The following is a 23,244-nucleotide window of genomic DNA, read 5'->3' as shown; positions in this document are numbered from 1 at the left end:
TTATGGATTTTGATCCACTGAAATTAAGCAGAATAGGCTTTCTGTGTTTCCGAAAAACAATCTTACAATCTCGCCTCTTTTTAAACCCAATAGAGCCGAGCCCAATGGCGACAGGACGCTAATTTTTCCCAGCGCGGGGTCGCTGTGTTGTGGAAGTGTTACCACGATGGATAGCTCAGTGAAATCGTGCATGCTCATCAAGCCAACCTTAGAGCCGAGCAATACTGTGCAATCGCTTATTTTTCTTGTTGGTAGGTCATAAATGCCTTGCAATTTTTCCAGTAAGCCTGCGAGCTCAACCGGCCTCAGCGTAATAGGACGGAACGCGACAATCCTTTCAAAGTCATCTTTAAGTGACGAGATAAATTGACGGACATCTATAAAAAAATCGGTATTCACAAAACCTCACCCATAGCAATATATCTACTTTTGGCTGGCGCCAGAAGTACAAAAATATAGTTTTTTAAAAGTATTTTTCCCGGATGTGACTGAGTGTCACATCCGGTTAAATGAGGAAGGCCTGGGGCGGAATCACATTGGGGAGGGGTAAATTTTTCATAATAAAACCAAGGTCCTATTTGAATATTAACTAAAGAGTTTACCTCGTGCTGTATTTATAACAAGGCTATTAATATAATTTAATGACTTATATAGCCTTGCTATACACAGCGAAATTTCTAATTTCATTTTAAATGACACCCATCGCCGTCATCGCTCCCGCTACCTTAATGAAACCGGCAATATTGGCGCCGGTAACATAGTTACCTCCCGCACCAAATTCAGCTGCTGTTTCATAACACGAAGCGTGTATGTCAACCATAATGTCTTGAAGACGCTTTTGGGTGTATTCAGATGACCAAGAATCGCGACTGGCATTTTGCTGCATTTCAAGTGCGGAAGTAGCTACCCCGCCAGCGTTTGCGGCCTTGCCTGGTGCGAAGTAAACCCCTGCAGACTGAAACAGTTGAATGCCCTCTGGTGTTGTGGGCATATTTGCGCCTTCAGCGACTATCTTGCAGTTATTCTCTACTAAAGTCTTGGCATCTCGCGCGGTCAGTTCGTTCTGGGTTGCGCAGGGCAAAGCGACGTCACATGGCACCGACCAAATAGAGGAACCTTCAATGTAGCGCGCCGATGAGTGCGAATCTAAATAAGTAGCGATTCGCCGACGTTCCAACTCCTTTATACGCTTTACGGTCGCGATATCGATTCCGTTTTCATCATAAATATAGCCACTTGAATCTGAGCAGGCCACAACAATTGCGCCTAGTTCCTGGGCCTTCTCCATAGCGTAAATAGCAACATTACCCGAGCCTGACACAACGACCTTCATGCCATCTAGGGATTGCCGCTGGAATTTAAGCATTTCTTGAGCAAATAGCACCACCCCATAGCCGGTGGCCTCTTTTCGCGCGCGACTTCCGCCCCAGCCAAGGCCTTTTCCCGTTATTACACCCGATTCATAACGGTTGGTGATCCGCTTGTACTGCCCAAACAAGTAACCGATCTCGCGGCTGCCGACGCCAATGTCGCCAGCGGGTACATCGGTGTACTCTCCTATATGACGATATAGCTCAAGCATAAGGCTTTGACAAAAGCTTTCTATTTCGCTGTCTGATCGGCCTTTGGGATTAAAGTCGCTGCCACCTTTGCCGCCGCCTATAGGCAAGCCCGTCAGCGCGTTTTTGAAAATCTGTTCGAAGCCAAGAAACTTAATAATACCGAGATACACCGATGGGTGAAAACGCATGCCGCCTTTAAATGGCCCTAGCGCACTATTAAATTCTACGCGGAATGCACGATTTATATGGATCTCGCCTTTGTCGTCGCGCCATGGTACGCGAAATATAATTTGACGCTCAGGCTCACAAATTCGTTGAATAATTTTTTTATCCGCAAACTCCGGATATTTCGCCAGCACTGGACCTAAGGTCTCTAAGACTTCACGCACGGCCTGATGAAATTCTGCCTCACCTGGGTTTCGGTACAGCACATCTTGGAGAATGCTCTGCAGTTTTTCATCGAGCTGCGGTTTCATAGATCAATGCCTTACATATAAGTCGGATGCTTTAAAAGAAAGTGTGTATTGGCCGCTGCATTATTAGGACCTAGCCTTATATAGATGCATTTTAGCGGTCATTTGGTTTTATTGGTCGAGTTCCGCTTCTGGGTGCAGAACGTTGTTTACTTTTATTTCGGTGAGCCTAGCGCCGGGCATAAGCCAATGTATGGTTTTGCCATTTTTAAGCCCGATTAAGGCTGCGCCTAAGGGCGAAAGTACCGACACCTTCATCTCTTTAACATCCGCTTCGCTAGGCAGAACAATGGTAATTCGGCCTTCTTCTTTGGTCGTTAAATCAGTAAATTCAACAACAGAGCCTATGCATACGGCATCCTTAGGGTATTCATCATCGTTGTACACCAGGGCCCGCGCCATTTCATTTTCCAGGCTGTCGCGCACGTCAAGAGACGAGCTCATTATCAATTGTACAATTCGCTTGTAATCACTTCTTTTTACGACGATGTCGTCGGTATTGTCTAAAACCATATATCTTACCCGCAGCAAAACGCCTCCACGAGGGAGTTAACTCGCGGTGACTAGAATATTGTCTGGTAAAAAATTTTAGGCGCTTAAGGCTTTTTTAGCTCAAGCGCCGACAACATGTCGGGCACAAAAGACCACAGGCAGAATAGCCTGAAAGAGAGGAGAACGTGGGTGATTTTTTTTGCTCATAGTAAGCAAGTATCCCATCGATTTATTTTTTGTCAAGCCAGTATGGGGCGGTCTGATTTTTGTGTGTGGATAATATTGTGTGGGGCGTTAGCATTTATACTTAGGGAATATTATTTATAAAATCGATGTTTATGTCCGGCACTTTCGGCCATTTGTCGTGTTTTAGACGTTTAGTCGCTCGTTGTGGACTTAGCTTGATCAATGTCATCTAACTGATCACGAAATTGTTTTGGCGTTAGGCCAGCCCAATTTCGGAAAGAGCGGATAAACGAGCTGGATTCTAAAAATCCTAATTGCTCGCCGATTTCGTGTATTTTTAGCATAGGGTTGCGCAGTTGGCGCATTGCGATATCGCAGCGATATTGGTCTTTTAGTTCTTGGTAGCTGGTGTCTTCGCTATGTAGCCTGCGCCGTAAGCTGGAGGGCGACATGTGCAAATCCTCGGCCATTGCCTCAAAGCTCGGCAAGCTGCCTGTGCCGCTATTGGCAAGCAGGGAGCGTATTGCGGCACTAGTACTAGCAGGCCGTGAGTCTTGGGTAATGAGAGAATAAACCGCGTGTTGTAGAAAAGCTTCCAGTGACGTCGGCGTGTGTACTGTTCTGGCGCGTAAGGCACTGCTGTTGAAAAATAATGCGGTGTGTTCTGCATTAAATTTAGGGGTAATTCCTAACAGAGACGCCATGCTCGTGGTGTAAGCCTCGGATACTGCTGGGGCAGATATAGTAAGGCCTGTTAGTTGCAGTTCTCTTGCTGTTAGCCAGCCGATAAAAGCAAACCAAACTCGTAGCCCAGAGGCCTTCGCGACCGCGTCGGAATGTTCATTGCGATCCCAGGATTTTGGGGTAAATTGGCTTTTTGAAAAATCGCTATTAAATTCGTAGCGCAGCTCGGTGATGTCTGCGCTGGTGTTTACCGTAATTTTGTAGCCGGTGATGGGGTAGAGCATTTTTTGGTAACGAGCGGCGCGATTTAAGGCCTCTTCTAAATTTTGGCAATTGATGATGCTGTAACACATAAACCGAAATACATCACTGCCGATTCCCGCTCCCCACGGCACCGCAATATCCATTTCCTGCATGGCTTCTGCCGCATTTTCGTAAAGGGCAGAGTACTTGTAGCCTGGCAGCGTGCCTTGCTCGGGAGCTGATAATAGCTTTTTGGCATCGAGCCCCGCTTGCTGGGCAATTGTCTTAGAGTCAATGCCGACATGCTCAAGGTAGTCCAATAGTCGTTGGAATTTCTTGACCGGGATGTCATGCAATCTATTGATGTCCGTCATACCTTCTCTCTTAGAACTACTGTGCGTGACGCTAAATGTCGACGCTTATGAAAGATTATGTGCTTTAGCGAATTATTGTTTGGCCTAATATGACGGTACAGCAATAACAATGTCAATTACGCATAAGGAGTAGGGCAGATGCAGTCAATACGGAGCTATTTATTGCGGGAGTCCCTCGTCAGTGGCTTGAGCAATGCTGTTATTAATGGCGGGTTTGCGTGGTATCTGAGTGCCGGGCGGGATCGTCTGCCTATTCTGGGTGGTGAAGGTGTATTGGCAGACTTCATTGCCACCGCAGTAATTCTCGTATTTGTTCTTAGTTTAATTGTACTGCCATTGCAGCAGAAACATGCCATGAAAAAGGTCACGGTTGGGGCAGAACCGCCACTAATTTTTCTGAAAATATTTTCTCATATTGCCATTCGTCGTAATTCGATTAAAGCCCTAATGTTAGCGATTTATGCAGGTGTAATTGCCCTGCCCATCGTTTTTTTGGTGTTTATTGCTTTTGACGTCGACGGGCTGAGTCGAGTGCAGTATGTGTTGAGCAAATCATTGTTTACCGGGGTGTTAGCGGGGCTGGTTGTTATGCCCATTGTGTACATGGCGCTTTACCCGGTGCGCAGTCAGCCGGTAATGGGCGTAAAGGAGTCGTGAATCAGATGTTAAAAGATAAAGTTGCATTAATCACCGGTGGCGCAGCGGGTATTGGTCGCGCAATTTGCCAGCAGTTAGGCGCAGAGGGGGCAAGTGTTGCGGTAGTGGATTTTAATCGCGAGGCTGGCGAGGAGTGCGTAGCTCAGCTACAGGAAAGTGGTATTGAAGCATGCTTTATCGCTTGTGATGTCAGTAATGAAGATCAGGTTCGCGCCATGGTTGCTGCGGTTGTGGAGCGCTACGGTCGCTTGGATATCGCCTGTAACAATGCGGCGGTGAGCCGTGGTAGTGGCCCAATACACCAGTTTACTCGTGAGGTTTTCGATCAAACCTTGGAATTGTGCTTAACGAATACGTGGCTGTGTATGAAATACGAGATAGAGACGATGTTGGCCACGGGTGGCGGCAGCATTGTGAATATCTCGTCAAATGCCTCGCTGCGCGGCCAAGCCTTTAATACCGCTTACGCGGCGGCAAAAGGGGGGGTAAATATTCTCACCAAGAGCGCGTCTACCGAGTATGCCAGCAAAGGTATTCGCATCAACGCAGTCTCCCCTGGTGTTATTCGCACGCCAGGTTTAGAAAAGTACTTTGAAGAGCAGCCTAAAATGGAAGATCAGCTGCGCAAAGTTGCGCCCATGCAACGTCTGGGTGAACCATCGGAAATCGCTCATGCGGTTGCCTTTTTACTGTCTGAGCGAGCGTCGTTTATCACCGGTCAATTACTGTCGGTAGATGGCGGCGGCGCGGTGCGGGGATAATGATGAATAAGACAAACGACACCATAGCAAAGTCTCACACTCGCCAAGCACAGCGAGTTAATTTGCCCATGCCCTTTGGTTGGTTTCAGGTTTTGTATTCCCATGAATTGGCGGTTGGCACTTCGCTGCCGCTATCTTATTTTGATCGGGAACTGGTCATTTTTAGAACTGAATCCGGTCTTGCCAAAGTGCTGGATGCCCACTGCGCCCATATGGGGGCGCACCTAGGCTACGGTATACGCGACAACGCTGGCGGCGGCTCTCGCGTAGTAGGCGAGAGTATTGTGTGTCCCTTCCACGGCTGGCAGTTTAACGGCGAGGGCGAATGCACGGGCATCCCCTACGCTAAAAATTTACCGTCGCGGGTGGCGCGCTGCGAAAAGCTGATTCCCAGCTGGCACGTTCGCGAACTGAACCAGTGTATCTATGTTTGGTATCACCCAGAGAATATCGAGCCGCTTTTTGAGCCGCCAGTGATTTCTGAAGCGGCAGCAGACAACGGTGAGTGGGGCCAGCTCAAAATTCACCAGTGGGACATCGACACCCATATGCAAGAGATCGGTGAAAACGCGGTGGACGCTGCGCATTTTTGCTTTGTGCACGGCACCCCAGAAATTCCAGAGCCCACTCGCAGCGAGTTTGATGGGTTTTTACGCCACGGCTTATTTGAGTCTGAAATGGTCACGCCCAAGGGCACTATTCAAGGCCGTATAGAAAATAGCAGCACGGGGCCGGGCTTGTCAGTTGTGCGTTTTAGCGGTATTTGCGACACCGTGCTCATGGCCAATATAACGCCCATTGACGCCCATCGTTCTCGCGCCCATTACGCTTTTATCCAGCGCGACGGCGGCGGTAAAACCATGGGGCGTGTCGCCCAAGCCATTGTCGATGACATTTGTCAGCAAATGGAAGAGGACAAAATCATTTGGGCGCATAAGGTGTATTTAGAGAAGCCATTGCTGTGCGATGGCGACGGTCCCTTTGCGAAATTTCGGCGCTGGTATGGCCAGTTTCTGATTGCGGATAGTTGCAATGATTAAGCTTAAAGAGCTGCGCGAGTGCCGTCACCCTGAGTTGATGTCTGAAGCCGCTATTGGGCGGATGCAGTTGCGTAATCGCACCGTATTGGCGGCAATGGGCACTGAGTTTATTCTCGACGACGGCAGTATTGGCGAGCGCGCTATGGCCTATTACGAGGCGCGCGCGGCGGGTGGCGTCGGCTTGATTGTGCTGGAAACCAGCTCGGTCGCTTGGCCTTTTGGTATGTCGATGCCGAAAATGCTGGGCTTATCTAAAGATGAGTTTTTGCCAGGCCTTAGCGAACTGGCTCAGCGTGTGCAGAAACATGATTGCCGCATCGCCGCGCAGCTAAATCACAGTGGTAAGGTGTCTGCATTTGATGTTGCCGAAGGGCGGGAAATACTGGTTCCCTCGCGCCCCAAACCCGCGCCCAATGATATGGGTGAAGGCCTTACGATGGCGGAGATGGCGAATTTCGTGCGCTCCGCCGGGCCAGATGGTAAAGGCCCGCGTTATAAGGAAATGGATCAGCAGGATATCGACTGGGTGGTTGGCTGCTTTGCCTCTGCGGCGCGCTTGGTTGCCGATGCGGGCTTTGATGGCGTAGAAATTCACGCTGGGCATGGCTACTTGCTGTCGTCGTATCTTTCGCCTTACGCCAACCGTCGTGATGATAATTACGGCGGCAGTTTGGAAAATCGCGCCCGTTTATTACTTGAGGTGGTTGCTGCGATCAAGGTTGCCGTAGGCGATGACTTTCCGATTATGGTGCGCATAGACGCCCATGAATATCGCACTGAAGGTGGTATTACCCTTGGTGATGCTGTCGCAGTTTCCAAGATGCTAGAGGTGGCGGGTTGTCACGCCATCAATGTCAGTGCTTACTCAAATAACAGCGCAATCGGCTTTACTGAGGGGCCATTGGTGCATGAGCCCGGCGGCTATATTGGTTTTGCCAAAGCGGTTAAGGCGGCGATAGGTATTCCCGTCATTGCGGTTGGTCGTATTGAGCCCGACGTTGCTGAGCGCCATATCGCCGCAGGGGATTTTGACTTTCTGGCCATGGGTCGGAAGTTATTAGCGGATCCAGAGTTGCCCAACAAGTTGCGGGATGGTCGCCAGAGCGATGTCCGCCCCTGTATTTACTGCTATATCTGCGTTAGCCAAATCTTTATAAATCAGCCGTTGCGCTGCGCCGTGAACCCCGCGGTTGGTCATGAAAATGCCTTAGGGCAGATCGTTCCAGCAGAAACACCGCGTCGCATTTTGGTGGTTGGTGGCGGTCCGGGAGGAATGGAGGCTGCCCGTGTTCTCGCCTTGCGTGGTCATCAAGTTCAACTTTGGGAAGGGGACTCAGTGCTCGGTGGTACCCTGCGGGTTGCTGCGTTGGCTTATGAGCCCAATGGCCAATTGTTGAGCTATCTCAAAAACGCTATTACTGAACTGCCGATTGCGGTATCGCTAAATAAAATGGCAAGCATTGAGAGTATTAAAGCGGCGCGCGTCGATGCCGTGGTGTTGGCTACCGGCGCGAAGCGCAGTGCGCCACTTATCGTAGGTAAAGATTTGCCCCATGTACTGGACGGCGAACAGCTCCGAGATATGTTATTCGCCGGCCGCGCGCCGAGTAAATTAACCTGGTATCACCGCGTGATGCTGCGTCTATCTCACATGCTGGGGCTGAGCCGCAATATCGACGTGCTCAGAAAGCTTAGTCATGTGTATATGCCGCTGGGCAAAAAAATATGCATTATCGGCGGCGGCCTAGTGGGCTTAGAAGTGGCGGAATTACTGGCTGAACGGGGTCGTCAGGTGACGGTGCTTGAGGCGGGTCGCGACTTGGGTAGCGAGCTGAGTGTCGTGCGCCGCTGGCGCGTGCTCCACGACTTGAAATCCCACGGTGTGGATCTGCGGCGGGGGGCGAGTGTGAGCGAGATAACAGCCGGTTCGGTCTGCTATACGCAGGGTGAAAGCCATGGCGAGATAGCGGCCGATAATGTAATTATTGCGCTCGGTGCAGAGCCAGATACGTCGATATTGAGTCAGCTATCTGCAATCAATATCGACGCACATAATATTGGTGACAGTGCAGAAGTCACGTATATCGATGGCGCGATACGCACCGCCCGTGAACTCGCAATTAGGCTTTAATATGAAAAAAATTGTCGTGGGCTTACTTGTCTTCATCTTGTTGTTAGCGGCGGTAGTGTTGTCTGTTGGCTATTACTATTTACGAGGCGCAACGCCCGCTTTGCCGCCGCTCCAGTTGTTCATTCACGGTCAGATTTTAACGATGGATAATAGTAATCGCGTGGTCTCAGCGATGGCGGTGCGTGGTGAGCGTATTGAAGCACTGGGCAGCAATGATGAAATTTTGGCCCTGCGTCAGGCTGGTACAGTTGTATATGACCTTAAGGGCAAAACGCTACTGCCCGGGTTTATTGATGCCCACGGGCATTTTCCCGGTACGGGCCTTAGCGCGGTGGGCAGCGATTTAAGCAGCCCGCCATTGGGCGCTGTTCGCAGTATTAGTGATATTCAACAGTACTTAGCTGAGGCAGCAAAAACAGGCAAGGACGAGGATTGGCTGTTTGGCTTTGGCTACGATGATTCGCTCTTACTAGAAAAGCGCCACCCGAATCGTCACGACCTCGATGCGGTGTCTACGACGCGACCTATTTACCTCATGCACAGCTCTGGGCATTTGGCGGTGGTAAATACGGCGGGTCTGCGCCGTGCCGGAATTAACGCGGAGACAAGCGACCCAGAAGGTGGTGTTATTGTTCGCGAGGATAATTCCACCCAGCCCAGCGGTTTATTACTTGAACACGCGACCGATCTGGTGGCTGCCCAAGCCATGGATTTCTCGGGCCTTGATTTTCTTGCCATGGTGGACGCCGCCCGGGATCAATACCTTGCTGCGGGGGTCACCACAATCCAGAGCGGCGGGGTCGATTCGCGCTTGCTCAATGGTTTGTATTGGCTTTCTAAGTTGCAGCGTATACCTCAACGGGTGTTGGTCTGGCCCTTGGCCGACAAAGTGGAAGCGGAGCTAAATAGCGGCGCGCTGAGCCTAGACGATTTCCAGTCAGATACGTTTGCGGCCTCGGCAATAAAAATCATTGTCGACGGCAGTATTCAGGGTTACACCGCATTTTTGTCTGAGCCCTATTACCAGCAGCAAACCGGCAGCACTGATCCCGCGTATCGGGGCTTCTCTCGCTATAAGCAAGATGAATTGAACGCACAAGTGAAAAACCTGCACTGCAAAAATTACCAGTTAGCGCTCCACGGTAACGGCGATGCCGCAATCGACATGGTGTTAACGGCCATTGAATATGCTCAGCAAGCTTGTCCGCGCGCTGATGCCAGACCGATTTTAGTCCATGGCCAAATGGCGCGTGCGGATCAAATTACGCGCATGAAGCAGCAGGGCATTACCCCGAGCTTTTTTAGCGCGCACACCTATTTTTGGGGCGACCGCCATCGCGATCAATTCCTCGGGCCTGAGCGCGGGGCGCGTATTAGCCCACTCGCCGAGGCGGTGGCGGAAGATTTGCGTTTTACCGTGCATCTGGATTCGCCGGTCGTACCCATGGACATGGCCAGATTGCTGTGGACCAGTGTCACTCGGCAAACCCGCAGTGGCGAGGTGCTCGGTGCCGACCAGCGTATTAATACCCTGCAAGCGCTGCGCGCGGTAACCATTGATGCCGCTTGGCAAAGTTTTAAAGAGCAGGACATTGGTTCACTCGAAGTGGGCAAGTTCGCTGATTTGGTGCTGTTAGATCGCAGCCCTTTGGCTAGCGAAGATAATTTACTGAACTTCAAGGTAGATCAAGTTTGGATTGCGGGTCGCTGTTATTTTCAGCGCGGCCGCAATGAATGTGACGTGATTTCAAATGAATCACGCTAATAAAGTATTAGGAGCCGTTATGACGAACAGACTACAGGGCAAGGTTGCCATTATTACCGGGGGCGGTCAGGGCATTGGCGCGGCTACGGCAATTCGCTTTGCTGAAGAGGGCGCAAAGGTGGTGATCTGCAGTCGACGTATAGAGCCGCTGCAAACCGTTGCCAAAACTATTCAAGATGCTGGCGGCGAATGCCTGCCGCTGTCGGTGGATGTCAGTGACGAGTTGGCGGTCAAAAAGCTAGTTGAAGATACCGTCGCCCATTTCGGCAAAATCGATATTATCGTCAACAATGCGGTGTTAATGGTGCCGGGCATGTTGGCTAATCACAAGACCAAGGCTTGGCATCAAAACTTTCAGGTGTCCCTCGATGGCGCCATGTTCTTGATGCGCGAATCCTTTAAGCAATTGCGTGCCAATGGTGGCGCGGTGGTGAATGTATCGTCGGTATGCGGTCTGGCTGGCTCCATGGGCACCGCCGGATACAGCGCCGCTAAAGCTGCGATGATCTCGCTGACCCGCAACGCCTCAATCGAATGGGCGCCCAAAATTCGCTGCAATGCGGTGGTGCCGGGGGCGTTTTTAACGCCGTCGCTGGAATCGGTAAACCCCGATGAAGACAGCCAAAAAGCCACGGGAAAAACGATTCCCCTGCAGCGTATTGGCGATCCTCGCGAATGCGCGAATGCGATTCTGTTCTTGGCCAGCGATGACGCGTCCTATATCACTGGTGCTGTTCTTCCGGTAGACGGTGGTCGCATGGCTGAACTCAATACCGGCGCAGCGGCCTGGGGAGATTGACGATGACGACTTCGCTAGAGCAGCGTATTGATCGACTGGAATCCTTAGACGAAATTCGGCAATTGGTAGCCAAGTATTCTTTGTCTTTGGATATGCGTGATCTCGACGCCCACGTGAATTTATTTGCCGAAGACATTCGGGTGAGTAGGGAACACAGTGGCCGCAGTCATTTAAAAGCCTGGGTAGACGATACCCTGCGCCACCAGTTTACCGGCACGTCTCATCACACCGGCAACCACATTATCGAGTTTAAAGATCCAGATAATGCCATTGGCGTCTTGTACTCTAAAAATGAACATGAGTGCGGCGGTGAGTGGGTGATCATGCAAATGTTGTACTGGGATGATTACCAGCGCATCGACGGCCGTTGGTATTTTCGGCGGCGCTTGCCCTGTTACTGGTACGCCACTGATTTGAATAAGCCGCCAATCGGCGATATGAAAATGCGCTGGCCGGGCAGAGAGCCCTACCACGGCGCATTTCACGAGCTATTTCCTAGCTGGAAAGAGTTCTGGCAAAACAGCCCCGTAGATGCGCCGGAGGTTGCCGAGCCCGCACCGGTCGACGAGTTTTTAACGCGTATGCGCCGCGGCAGTCCCGCACCAAAAATTAGGGTGAGATAATGCAATTACTGAGTCCCGTAAAGCTGGGCAGAATGAGTTTGGCGAATCGTGTGATTATGGCGCCCATGACCCGCTCCCGCGCTGATGCGCAGGGTGATATGCCTAATCAGATAATGAAGGACTACTACGCCCAGCGTGCTGGTGCCGGTCTCATTATTACCGAGGGTTGCCATCCTAGCGCGGAAGGCAAAGGTTATTGTCGCACGCCAGGTATGTACACTCAGGCTCAGCAAGCGGCATGGGCGGAGGTTTGCGATGCGGTGCATGCGCGGGGTGGCAAAATTGTGCTGCAGCTAATGCACTGTGGCCGGGTGGCCCACAGCGATAACAAAGCGGCAGGGATAAGAACCGTCGCGCCCTCGGCGATTCCAGCCCAAGGTCAAATTTATACTGAAGCCGGTATGCAAGACTTTGTAATGCCGGTGGCAATGAGCCTAGACGATATTGAACAAACCATTGCCGATTATGTAAGCGCGACAAAGATGGCATTTGCCGCCGGATTTGATGGCGTTGAATTGCACTGCACCAGTGGCTATCTTCCCGCTCAGTTTCTTAGCACTGGTACAAATCACCGCGGCGACCAATACGGCGGCTGCTTAGAAAATCGCTTACGTTTCGTGCTTGAGTTATTAGCGGCAATGACGGCGGTAGACGGCGCTGATCGTGTTGGTATGCGAATTTGCCCTGGCAACCCCTTTAATGATCTGCAAGATGACGATCACTGCGCGACATTCGCGGCCTTGCTCGATGCGGTCGACCAAATGGGCTTGGCGTATTTGCACGTCATTCGCATGCCTAAAATTCAAGATAATATCGCCTTGGCGAAAGCGCATTTTAGTGGTCCGCTCATTGTGAATGACAGCTATAGCCGCGATGAGGCAGAAGCGGCGTTGGCAGATCCGCAGATTGCGGCGGTGTCGTTTGGGCGGGCATTTATTGCCAATCCAGATTTACCACATCGCTTTGCAAATGAATTGTCACTGGCTGAGATGAACCCGCGTTTACTTTATTCGCCGGGCCCCGAAGGCTATTGCGATTACCCTGTAAGTCAGTAATAACTATGGCTTATAGCAAGCGGTAATACTTGTGTGTGCTCAGCGGCAGAACTTATAAGCCTGTAGTTGGGTGACACATTAGGATTAATATGAGCATTAGCTTGACCGTTTTTGCTGTGTTTGCTGGAAAGTAACTTCTTTACTATCTCCCTAATATTCTCATTAACACCTTAATAAAAACTACATTTCATGGGAGTGAAACTATGAAGTCCCTTGCTCATTGCGCACTAGCGCTTGGTTCGGTGTTTGCTTTAGTGTCGACATCCAGCTTTGCCCAGCAAAAGAATATGATGCTAGAAGAGGTCATCGTTACGGCCCAGAAAAAGGCGGAATCTTTACAAGACACGCCAATCGCGATGGATGCATTTAATGAAGAGGCCCTGGCGCGTGAGGGTATCGGTAGTATTGGCGATTTGGCGAATAATGTCCCCTCGTTAAATATTCAGCCGTTTCCAATTAACACCACCACCTTGCGAATTTATATTCGCGGTATAGGACTTGTTGACGCCCAGATAACCCAAGACCCGCCGGTGGGGGTGTATATCGACGGTGCCTATATTGCGCGCTCCTCGTCCCTGGCAACTGAGATTGCGGACTTAAGCCGTATTGAGGTTTTGCGCGGGCCGCAGGGCACCTTATACGGTCGCAACTCCACCGGCGGTGCGGTGAACCTCGTCACTCGCCGTCCTGATCCAGATGCGCTGTTGCTAAAGCAAAGCTTGACCTACGGCGACCGTAATCTGTTTACCAGTAAAAGCATGTTAAACCTGCCGCTTTGGCAGGGCTCGGCATTAAAACTTTCCTATCTTGAAAAATCTGTTGACGGCTATATTGAAAACACCGGCTTGGGTGGTGACTTTGGTGATTCAGCAACCACAGGTTACCGAGTCGATTTTGGCTGGGATATCGGAGACACAATTCGGCTTGATTACGCCTACGACAAGGCCGATGTGGCCAACACCAATATGGCTTATTCTGCGGTATTGCCGTCGGAAGATATTCCAAACCCCGGCGCAAATTCTGGCATCGCCATTACCAATTTGATTAACTCTGGTGCCCGCCAGTTTTACGACTTTAATGTGTCGGGGCGCCGCCCAGATAAAATGCATTCTCCGGTCGATCTTGTCGAGGCGGATAATATTATTGACGGCCATCAGCTGAGCCTTAACTGGGATTACAGTGAGCATTTAGCGATTAAATATATCTATGCCCAGCGTTCGCTCTTTGACAGTACGCCTACCAATTTAGGCACTGGTGCTCGCACCGACGGCTATCGCCTTGATAATAATGCTCTGCTTGGCTTTCCTGTCGCGCCCCTTGCGGGTGGTACTGCGCCATGTACCCCTGTTTGCATAGGCCGAAGCGTTTTCTATGATGGCTTTCAGCCCGACATCACCCAAGAACAGTCGTCTCATGAGCTTCAGTTCTCTGGCGGCCTGCTGGACGATCGTTTGTCTTATATCGCGGGTTTATATTATTTTGAAGAAACTGCGCACCAGGGGGCAGACGAAGTCGGCCATTTACTTTCTGCGCCGCTAGGCAGTGCTCAAGACGGCAATAATACCGGCAACCGCATTGAAGTTATGACTCAGCAGAATGCCTATATAGAAAACACCGCAATGGCTGCTTTCATGCAGTTGGCTTGGCGGCCGCAGATACTAGAGAATCGCTTAAGCTTTACCTTGGGCTTTAGGCATTCGCAAGACAATCGTAAAGCGCGTCAGCAGCGGCGGCAGATTAGCTTTTTAGTAACCCCTGGTGACGGTGACAATACTGACCGGGATGATATGGATATTGCTACCCAGCTTCCGGAAGTGTTTTACGATGCCTACGGTGACCGCGATTTTGACGACCAGTCCTATAGCCTGGTTGCCGCCTTTGACCTTAGCGATGAAATTAACCTTTATGCCAAGCGTAATGAAGCCTATAAAAGTGGTGGCTTTAATACGCGAGAACCCGTCAACGCCGGCGGCGCGGAGCGTTTTAGCCAAGGTTTTGATCCAGAGAAAGTAACGGCCTATGAGCTGGGTATTAAGTCGCGCCTGTTTGAGAATAGAGTGCAAGTTAATGCCGATGTGTTTGTGCAAATTTTTGAAGGCCAGCAGCTTAATTTCGGTATACCGAACGCGGTGAGCGATACCACCGTTGCGAATTCCGATGAATCTACCCTACAGGGCTTTGAATTTGATACAACATGGTTGGCCCACGAAGATCTGGTGCTGATTTTTAATTATGCCTATCTTGCTGCCAGTATTGACCCTAGCGCTAACCCGCTGTCTGGGGAAATTGACGACGGCTTTGTGTTTGACTCAGCGCCACGTCACGCCTATACCGCGGCCATGGATTGGAGTATTTGGCAGGGTAATACTGGTCAGCGCCTGGCCTTTAATGCGACCTATTCCTTTACTGATGAGCGCAATGGTGGGGTAAGAAGAGATACCTCGACCTTCCAAATAGACCGTCAAGCCGCGTTTGCGGTGCTGAACGCTCGCCTTGGTTTATACGACCTGACACTGTTTGATGGCGATGTTGATATTGCGCTGTGGAGTAAGAATTTGCTCGACGAAGAGTACAGCATCAATAATATTCACAATTTGCCGGAAGCGGGCCGTTCGGTCATGTTTGGCGAGCCGCGTAGTGTTGGCTTGGACTTCATTTATACTTGGCAGCGGTAAAGTTTAAATAGAGAAGTGACGCTGGGCAATCCGATTGCTCAGCGTACACAGCTCCCCATACACACTATTCCCCGTTACAGCCCTGTAAAAAATTCATCACGGCAGTTTCAATATTGTCGAGATAAACCTCACTCTCAAGCCACTCGGGCCTGTCCTTTAGCGCTGTGCTTATTAAGCCTTCAATGATATTCGCGCTTATAAACGCGGCCTGATCGAGATCACTGACGATAATTTCGCTTTTGTATTTTTTTAATAGATCAGGTAACCAATCTTGCCATGACGGTTGGTGGAAAACCTCGGTCATGTGTTTGTTGACCTTGCCGTGAAAATCAAAAAAATCGTGATACTCCCGATAAAAGCTGCCGTGCAGTCGTAGGTAGCGCAGATGTAATTCCGCGGTGACGTGAATGAGCTCGTGGATGGTGGCGCGCAGGGAAATCCCAATCTGTGCGGCAACCCGGGGCGTCACTTCTCGGCAGACTTGGTCACTTGCCGCAGCAAATTCTTCGCTGAGCAGATTGGCGAGTATGGCCTCTTTATTTGGGAAGTATTGGTAAAGGGAGCCAATGGTCACTCCGGCAACTTCGGCGATGCGGTTGGTTGTAAGGCGCTCTTCGCCCTCGTCGGCCAATACCTGTTTGCAGGCTTGGATAATGGCGTCTACCAATACTTTTGAGCGGCTCTGACTCGGCCGACGACGGGGTTCTGGTGGTAATTTTTTCATTGTCGAAACCCATTGTGTATATGAACCACCCAACTGTAGCAAATCGTGGCTACTTTGCGCCCTGCATTCGGGGTAGCTGTTGCCGATTTAACAGAAGGCGTAAACGTGAGTAGTTTCTTATTTGCACGTTGAAAGAGCTTGAAGCTCCCGTATATCAGGGGTTTGTGATTGAAGTGAATGGTCATAAACGCGAGTTGTTGCAGTCCTGGCGGGGACGTAAAGTCAGCTGACAGCTCAATTTAACGGACCCTTTATTATGTACTTTGATATTGAATATTACTGGCGGGTGCTACGCCATGTGTGGTCGCTAAAAGTTTGGCGTGGGCGTCGACGCATGCTATTCCGGCTTGTCTTTTTAGTGCCGCTGATAACCCTTATTCACGGTCTTTGTTTTGTATTGGACTACCTTTTTTTTCCGCGCTTGTGGCGCCAAAAGATTCGCCAGCCGGTCTTTGTGGTGGGGCATGCGCGCAGTGGCTCCACCTTGATTCATCGCCTATTGGCCGCCGATGGCGAAACCTTCAGTTACTTTCTGTATTGGGAGACCTTCTTTCCCTCGCTGCTCCAGAAAAAAATTATTCGCGGTCTCGGCTGGGTCGATCAATATGTGTTTGGTGGTCCGATTAAAAAGCGGCTAATGGCCTGGGATGAAAAAACCTTTGGCAAATATCGCCACATTCACGATATGAGTTTGTGGAACTCAGAGGAGGACCAATTCGTGATGCGCGGCGCGTTTCTTACCCAGCAGTGGGCCTTGGATGTACCGATGATGGACGTGATTGACCTTTTCCATGTTGACGAAATGCCAGTGAAAAAGCGTCGTCGTTGGTTGCGTCACTATCGCGAGTGCGTTAAACGCCAATTATTACTCAATGGTGGTAGTGGTATTCATCTCAGTAAAAACCCGGTGATGAGTGGTTGGGTAGAGTCGCTCATCGAGACCTTTCCTGATGCCCGTATCGCAGTAGTGGTGCGCGATCCTCGTGAGTGCATACCGAGTGTACTGAAATTGGTTGAAGTCAGCTGGAGAGCCAAGGGCTGGCGGCGGGAGGATTATGACGCGTCGTTGCGAGCCTTAACTGAAGTGTCATTCGAGACCTTTCAGCATCCGCGACAGGTATTGGCGCGCCATCCGAATACCCCACAAATCGTGCTTGATTATCGCCAGCTTACACGGCAGCCCCGGTCTACGGTGTTACAGGTCTACGAGGCATTCAATATGACCGTATCGCCAGAGTTCGATCGTTATTTACTTGCTCAAGAAGATAAAGAACGCAGTCACAGTACCCGGTTTGCCTACAGCATAGACGACTATGAATTGTCGCCAGAGCGTATCGAGAAAGAGCTAGCGGTGTTTTTTGATGACTTCGCGTGGCCGCAGGCCACGCAATGACGCGTTTTTTTGTTGTTCAGAAAACTGAACAGGAGAATATTAAATGACCATGGATGCAAAGACAGCGCAGCAAGCCTTGCGCACGGCTTGGGATGAGATGATTGGGTCTTTACAGCAAGCCCGTGAGGCTATCGACAATCCCGATCTCATGCCGCCGCCGACAAGTGATCGCAATTTGGCCGAGGGTTACCGCTATCTAATGGGCTATATGCACAGTGCGGTAGAGCGCGCATTTCACAGTGATCCCCAGCGCCCCCAATTTCGCAATGCTTTGAGTGCGATTAATCGCGGCACTATTGATAACGCCGATGGTATTTATTTTTTCACGCCTATCGACGGCCGCGCAAGCTACCGGATTCACGGCGAAATGGGGGACTCTCAACATTGGCGTGGCGGAGAGTCAAAGGCGGGGGTGCGCAAGGCGCCTCACTATCTTATTTTTGAAGCCACTGCCGGTGGCCTAGCGGGGGATTCCGGTGAGCTGAGTGAATTGCGGCCGGGAATGAAGGCCCAGACCGGGCGTCTTGACTCCTCGTGCATAGCGGTCAATGCCGACGGCAGTTTTGATATTTTACTGGCGCCGGAAAAGCCCGCAGGGTATGACGGAAATTTTATCTCGACCTTAAAAATCGTCGATAGGCCCCACCCAGCAGACCCTGAACTTGGCCCAGAGCGTTACGCCAACTATGTAAGCGGCCGTCAGCTATTTAACGACTGGGAATATGAAGAGGCTATTCATTTTGAGATTACCCCTTTAGCGGTAGCAGGGCCGTCGCCAGCGTATTCGGCAGAAAGCGCTGCAGCGCAGCTGCGTGAGCTTGGGCAATTGGTGCGCAATCAGGTGCATTTTTGGAATGCCTTCTGGACTATTCCAATGGGCACTTACGGCGAGCGCCCCGGTTCAATTCCGGGGGTGGCGTTTAAACGCAATGCCTTCAATAACATCAATGTCGCATCCGGCGCGACAGGCGGCGGTATGAGCACCAATCTCTACGCGGGCGGGGTTTTTGAATTGGAAGAGGGGGAGGCGCTAATTATTGAGAATCGAATTCAGTTGCCGCCCAACTATATCGGCTTTCAGTTAAGTAATCTGTGGGGTGAATCTATAGATTACGCCAACCGTATCAGCAGTTTAAACGGCCATCAAATGACAGCAGATGCGGACGGCGTCATCCGTTTGGTGGTAGCGCACAGCGACCCTGGGGTGCCAAACTGGTTGGATACCAGCGGCCACCGCGAAGGCTTTCTTGCGCCGCGCTGGGCTTACAGCGAAACGCCCAAGCCTGAGCAGTGGCCCAGCCTTACCGTGCAAAAAGTGGCTTTTGACAAAATTCGAGAGTACTTGCCGGAATCTACGCCCGTTGTTAGTCAGGCGCAGCGACAACAGCAAGTGGCATTGCGCCAACGGCATGTTCAGCGGCGCTTTCGCGTGTTTTAAGGTCGGATGGTCGAGAAACCGAATAATTTAGTTTCAACAAAGGAATAAATCATGAAGGTATTAGTGGTAGGCGGTACGGGCTTAATCGGCGGCGAGATTGCACTTTACTTGCAAGAAAACGGTCATGCGGTAACGCTGATGTCCCGCAAGCCGACGACAGTGCCGGGGCTGGCTGATATGCCGTTTCTCCAAGGCGACTACATCAATGACGATTTTTCTGATGGCCGCCTGAACGGCTTCGATTGGCTGGTATTCTCAGCCGCGGCGGATATTCGCAATATTCCCCAAGACGGCTCTGTTTCCCCTCAGGACTTTTACACGAAGGTAAATGATGAGGCAGTACCCCGTTTCTTTGCCGCTGCTCGGGACGCAGGGTTTAGCAGGGCAGTGATGGTGGGGACTTTTTACCCGCAAGTTGCGCCGCAGCAGATCGGCGTTTGCCCCTATGTCACCTCGCGCCATAATACCGACGTGGCCGTCCGCGCGCTGAGTAATGAAAAGTTCTCGGTGTGCAGCATAAATGCACCGTTTGTCCTCGGTAATATCCCCGGCATGGACGTGCCTTATATCAGTGCGCTGGAGCAATACGCGCGGGGCAATATTCCGGGCCTACCGGTATTCGCGCCCAAGGGAGGCACCAACCACATCAGTTCTCGTTCGCTTGCACAGGCGGCGCTGAATGCTTTGAATAAAGGCGAGCCGGGCAAGGGCTATCTCGTTGGCGACGAGAATTACAGTTGGAAGGAATATCTTGAGTTGTGGTTTGAGGCAGTGGGAAATCCGCTGGAACTTGAGGTTAGAGAAGACGATCACCCCATGTTCCCCAATGTCATTATGTTTGCAGGCGCCGGAGCTACGGTGAGCTATGAGCCAGCGGCTGAGGATATGGCGGTACTTAGCTATGATCGTCATCAGATCAAAGCTTTAATTAAACGTATTGTTACGCCATAGCGATAGGCTGAATTGACGGGATTTTATCTCGGAGCGGGTAGATGTCGTGGCGGGCGTCTACCCTTCGATGGGCTTAGATAAAGGACTCGGCGTGATTAAGCTCCTAAGTATTATTCGCGTCCGCTTAAAACATCTTTTGTACTTATGTGTAATAGGTGTCGGGTTTTAAGCCGCGGACACGTTTTGTCATTTGCTGGAATGTCGCTTGGCGACACAGCTGACATTGCTAAACAATCCTCCTGTGAGACATTGTGACACCATCCTGCTCAATAATATCGATAAGGAAGGATTATGCTGAACAGCAAACTACGGAGTGGCGCCTTGGCGCTGATGGTGATCCCCGCTGCCGGATTTGCAGCTGGAGAAAGTGGCCGCCCGCAGCTCGAAGAGGTGATTGTTACGGCCCAGAAACAGCAACAAAGCTTGCAAGACGTCCCGGTCGCGGTAGCTGCAGTTGACGGTGCCAAGATACGCGATGCGGGTCTTCAGCGTATTGAGGAGCTGACTGCCTATGTGCCTAACTTTAAAATGGCGGTCACTGGACAAGGGAACGCGGTGTATATCCGTGGCGTTGGCTCAGGTGATAACCGCGGATTTGAACAATCGGTAGGTATGTTTATCGACGGTATTTACGCGGGACGGGGCCAACAATTTCAGGCGCCATTTCTTGATATTGCCTTGGTTGAAGTACTGAAAGGGCCGCAGGGAACACTTTTTGGGAAGAACACCATCGCTGGCGCAGTGAATATTACTACTAGCCGTCCAACTGAAGAGCTAAGCGGTGAGCTGAGCTACCAGCACAATTCGGAGCTGGGTGCGAATGAGATGACAGCGGTATTGAATATTCCCATGGGGGACAGCTTTTCTGCCCGTGCGGCGTACAAGCGGCTTGATGAAGAGGGCTATGTCGAAAATTTTATTCTTGATCGCAATGAGGCGCAGCGCGCTGATGAATCCCTGCGTTTAGCACTGCGCTGGGACGCGAGTGACAAGCTAGACGTGAATCTTAAAATGGAGCGATCTGATTTTGGTTTAACCGGTACCAGCTTTCAGCTTACCGATAATACCGGTACGTTTAATTTGTACCAATCAAATATTGCCTTGCCGATTGATTTACCTATTTCATTACCTCTGCCCTTGCTGTCGTTTAATTTGGAGGACGAAATAGACCCTCGCGAGGATGGTCAGCTTGATCGTCGAAAATCCGACAAGCAGTTTGCTTGGCAGCCAGCGATGACCCAAAATAACAGTGATGCTGCGGTACTGACCTTAGACTATGAGGTGTCAGATACAATTACTCTGACAAGTATTACCGGTTATTCCCAGTTTGATTTTACCTTTAATTTAGATGCTGATTTTACTGATCTGGAGTTTATCGGCACTGAAAATACTGAGGATTTCACTCAGCTGAGCCAGGAGTTTCGAATTGCGGGTAGCGCTGGCGAGCGCATCGACTTTATCGCCGGTGTTTACGCGCACACCCAAGAGCTAAACAGTACACTATGGCTTAACTTGGACTTTGCTGCGCTGGGCATACCAAGTACCTTGCCGATTCCGGGTTTAAGCTTGTCGTTGCCAACCCAGTTGGCGACCTATACCGAATTTGATCAGACCACCGACAGCGTGGCGGTATTTGGGCAAGCAACATGGAATATCACCGAGACGCTCAGCGCGACCTTTGGTCTTCGTTGGGGGCAGGACGAAAAAGTGGCGAGCAAATATTTAGATGTTGCCGAGTTTCGTTCTAAAGAGCGCACCGTCAATCCGCTGTATGCGATTATTGCTGGTGCGTTAAATAATTCAGAAAATCACAATATTAGCAATGCGCGCAAAGTGGCTAATGTCTCTCCGGCGTTTAATCTGCAATGGTATGCCGTCGAAGACGTAATGACCTATTTTCGTTACGCCAAAGGCTTTAAAGATGGCGGCTTTAATGCCAGCGATACCACGGCTAGCCAAGATGCATTTACCTATGAAGATGAAGAAGCCGACACTTTCGAGTTGGGCATAAAAACCACCTTACTCGATGGTGCGGCAACATTTAATGCGGCCGTATTCTATACTGAATTTATGGATCGCCAAGTCAGTAATTTTACCTTAACAGGCTATGTGGCTGGCAATGCGGCTGAATCTATTACGCAAGGTGTTGAGGCTGATCTGCGTTGGGCATTGAGTGAGCGCTTAACCGTGGGTGCCTCAATGGCGTGGCTGGACTCTTACTTCACCTCGTTTGTGGATGGGCCGTGTAATGCAGAGCAAACCGATGCTGCCTACCGGGCCGGTAATCCTGATTGTCGTCAGGATCTGTCTGGCGCCGGGACGGATTATGCGCCTGAAGTGTCGGCGAGTTTAACCAGCCAGTATATTCAGCCTATTGGCGATGCAATGGAATTGCGTGTGCAGCTGGACCTGAATTACAGCGATGAATACTTTTACACCCAAGATCGCGACGAGTCTGATTTGCAGGAAGCCTACTACAAAATCAATGGTCGCCTGTCACTGCTGAACTTTGCCAAGGGTTGGGAAGTCGCGCTGATTGCCAAAAACTTAACGAATGAAATGACCCGCTCAAGCGGCAATGATGTTCCATTATTTGTTGGTGCTCACTTTGCGGCAACCGATGCGCCGCGCAGTGTTGCGGTAGAGGGTGTATTGCGCTTTTAAGTACCGCCGTTTTGTTGGTTTAGCCCAGCTTTTGCTGGGCTTTTTTATGCCTGGGGCGCTAACTTGCGGAGCGTTGCATTGAAACTGCACAGGCAATGTTCGTTTTGATTGAGCGTGCCACGGGTAAAGCCCATTCTTCCTGTTTCTTTCATTAGTTCGATATCGGCGATGATGTCCTGGCCGATCTCGCCGCCTTGGAAAAATTGCATATTGAAATCAATGGTGACAACGCGACCGAGCGCAACGCAGCGATCGGTGTACAAGGGTAAGTAGAACGCCTGTTCGGCGCAGGCTGCGAGGAAACCACCGTGCAAACCGTACTGAATATTTCGACTGTCTTCATTGGTGCTGAACCGCGCCTGCGCTTTACTCGTGGAAACTTTACGAAATTCAAAGGCGCCCATTTGGGCGTCGAAAGAGCGTCCGGCCACCATTGGCATGGTTTGCCAGTCAGATTCAGAACAGTGTGGAAAGAAGGTGTTTGTCATGGGGTGGTGTCCAATAGTCGGGCAATAAAAAACGGCGTCCGTTACCGGGCGCCGCGATTCGTTTGC

Annotated in this window: 19 protein-coding genes; 13 read left to right on the top strand and 6 right to left on the bottom strand. The window is 50.7% G+C overall.

Features of this window, described 5'->3' with window-relative positions; translation table 11 throughout:
• The 4 genes from AZF00_RS12890 to AZF00_RS12875 form a co-directional block, all read right to left on the bottom strand.
• Window positions 1-399, bottom strand: coding sequence for a GreA/GreB family elongation factor (locus tag AZF00_RS12890; RefSeq protein WP_008248714.1), 399 nt, complete (start codon window positions 397-399; stop codon window positions 1-3).
• Window positions 400-688: 289 nt separating this feature from the next.
• Window positions 689-2,038, bottom strand: coding sequence for an NADP-specific glutamate dehydrogenase (gene gdhA, locus AZF00_RS12885; protein ID WP_008248716.1), 1,350 nt, complete (start codon window positions 2,036-2,038; stop codon window positions 689-691).
• 108 nt (window positions 2,039-2,146) lie between these two features.
• Window positions 2,147-2,479 (bottom strand): GreA/GreB family elongation factor, encoded by a 333-nt coding sequence (locus AZF00_RS12880; protein WP_231856158.1) that lies wholly within the window; start codon window positions 2,477-2,479, stop codon window positions 2,147-2,149.
• 425 nt (window positions 2,480-2,904) lie between these two features.
• On the bottom strand, window positions 2,905-4,014 hold the full coding sequence (locus AZF00_RS12875) for an AraC family transcriptional regulator (RefSeq protein WP_008248732.1): 1,110 nt from the start codon (window positions 4,012-4,014) through the stop codon (window positions 2,905-2,907).
• 138 nt (window positions 4,015-4,152) lie between these two features.
• Here AZF00_RS12875 and AZF00_RS12870 point away from each other — a divergent pair, with 138 nt between their 5' ends.
• The 9 genes from AZF00_RS12870 to AZF00_RS12830 all read left to right on the top strand — a co-directional run bounded on the left by AZF00_RS12870 (window position 4,153) and on the right by AZF00_RS12830 (window position 15,520).
• A complete protein-coding gene (locus AZF00_RS12870; protein ID WP_008248733.1) occupies window positions 4,153-4,671 on the top strand; it encodes a hypothetical protein in 519 nt (172 codons plus the stop codon).
• A 5-nt stretch (window positions 4,672-4,676) separates the two neighbouring features.
• Window positions 4,677-5,432 (top strand): SDR family NAD(P)-dependent oxidoreductase, encoded by a 756-nt coding sequence (locus tag AZF00_RS12865; RefSeq protein WP_008248734.1) that lies wholly within the window; start codon window positions 4,677-4,679, stop codon window positions 5,430-5,432.
• Entirely contained in the window at window positions 5,432-6,472 is a 1,041-nt protein-coding gene (locus tag AZF00_RS12860; RefSeq protein ID WP_008248735.1) for a Rieske 2Fe-2S domain-containing protein, read from the top strand. Before AZF00_RS12865 ends, AZF00_RS12860 begins: the two co-directional genes overlap by 1 nt.
• A complete protein-coding gene (locus tag AZF00_RS12855) occupies window positions 6,465-8,603 on the top strand; it encodes an FAD-dependent oxidoreductase (RefSeq protein WP_008248736.1) in 2,139 nt (712 codons plus the stop codon). Before AZF00_RS12860 ends, AZF00_RS12855 begins: the two co-directional genes overlap by 8 nt.
• Before the next feature lies 1 nt (window position 8,604).
• Window positions 8,605-10,368, top strand: a complete 1,764-nt coding sequence (locus AZF00_RS12850; RefSeq protein ID WP_008248737.1) for an amidohydrolase — start codon at window positions 8,605-8,607, stop codon at window positions 10,366-10,368.
• A gap of 19 nt (window positions 10,369-10,387) precedes the next feature.
• Entirely contained in the window at window positions 10,388-11,167 is a 780-nt protein-coding gene (locus AZF00_RS12845) for an SDR family NAD(P)-dependent oxidoreductase (protein ID WP_008248738.1), read from the top strand.
• A gap of 2 nt (window positions 11,168-11,169) precedes the next feature.
• A complete protein-coding gene (locus tag AZF00_RS12840; protein ID WP_008248740.1) occupies window positions 11,170-11,790 on the top strand; it encodes a nuclear transport factor 2 family protein in 621 nt (206 codons plus the stop codon).
• The gene (locus AZF00_RS12835; protein WP_008248741.1) at window positions 11,790-12,845 is read left to right on the top strand and encodes an alkene reductase; all 1,056 of its coding nucleotides are present in this window, start codon (window positions 11,790-11,792) and stop codon (window positions 12,843-12,845) included. Before AZF00_RS12840 ends, AZF00_RS12835 begins: the two co-directional genes overlap by 1 nt.
• 203 nt (window positions 12,846-13,048) lie before the next feature.
• On the top strand, window positions 13,049-15,520 hold the full coding sequence (locus tag AZF00_RS12830) for a TonB-dependent receptor (RefSeq protein WP_008248742.1): 2,472 nt from the start codon (window positions 13,049-13,051) through the stop codon (window positions 15,518-15,520).
• Window positions 15,521-15,584: 64 nt separating this feature from the next.
• Here AZF00_RS12830 and AZF00_RS12825 read toward each other — a convergent pair whose 3' ends face one another.
• Entirely contained in the window at window positions 15,585-16,244 is a 660-nt protein-coding gene (locus tag AZF00_RS12825; protein ID WP_008248743.1) for a TetR/AcrR family transcriptional regulator, read from the bottom strand.
• Between the two features lie 256 nt (window positions 16,245-16,500).
• Here AZF00_RS12825 and AZF00_RS12820 point away from each other — a divergent pair, with 256 nt between their 5' ends.
• The 4 genes from AZF00_RS12820 (at window position 16,501) to AZF00_RS12805 (ending at window position 22,690) form a co-directional block, all read left to right on the top strand.
• The gene (locus tag AZF00_RS12820; protein WP_008248744.1) at window positions 16,501-17,637 is read left to right on the top strand and encodes a sulfotransferase; all 1,137 of its coding nucleotides are present in this window, start codon (window positions 16,501-16,503) and stop codon (window positions 17,635-17,637) included.
• Between the two features lie 43 nt (window positions 17,638-17,680).
• Entirely contained in the window at window positions 17,681-19,075 is a 1,395-nt protein-coding gene (locus AZF00_RS12815; protein WP_008248745.1) for a hypothetical protein, read from the top strand.
• A gap of 51 nt (window positions 19,076-19,126) precedes the next feature.
• Window positions 19,127-20,026 (top strand): NAD-dependent epimerase/dehydratase family protein, encoded by a 900-nt coding sequence (locus tag AZF00_RS12810; RefSeq protein ID WP_008248746.1) that lies wholly within the window; start codon window positions 19,127-19,129, stop codon window positions 20,024-20,026.
• 291 nt (window positions 20,027-20,317) lie between these two features.
• Window positions 20,318-22,690, top strand: coding sequence for a TonB-dependent receptor (locus AZF00_RS12805; protein WP_008248748.1), 2,373 nt, complete (start codon window positions 20,318-20,320; stop codon window positions 22,688-22,690).
• Window positions 22,691-22,734: 44 nt separating this feature from the next.
• On the opposite strand, the gene AZF00_RS12800 is transcribed toward AZF00_RS12805, so the two are convergent.
• On the bottom strand, window positions 22,735-23,178 hold the full coding sequence (locus tag AZF00_RS12800; protein ID WP_008248750.1) for a PaaI family thioesterase: 444 nt from the start codon (window positions 23,176-23,178) through the stop codon (window positions 22,735-22,737).
• Window positions 23,179-23,244: the final 66 nt, after the last annotated feature.

The organism is Zhongshania aliphaticivorans (genome assembly GCF_001586255.1).
In the GTDB taxonomy this organism is placed as follows: Bacteria; Pseudomonadota; Gammaproteobacteria; order Pseudomonadales; family Spongiibacteraceae; genus Spongiibacter; species Spongiibacter aliphaticivorans.
This window is presented reverse-complemented; position numbering and strand designations above follow the sequence as displayed.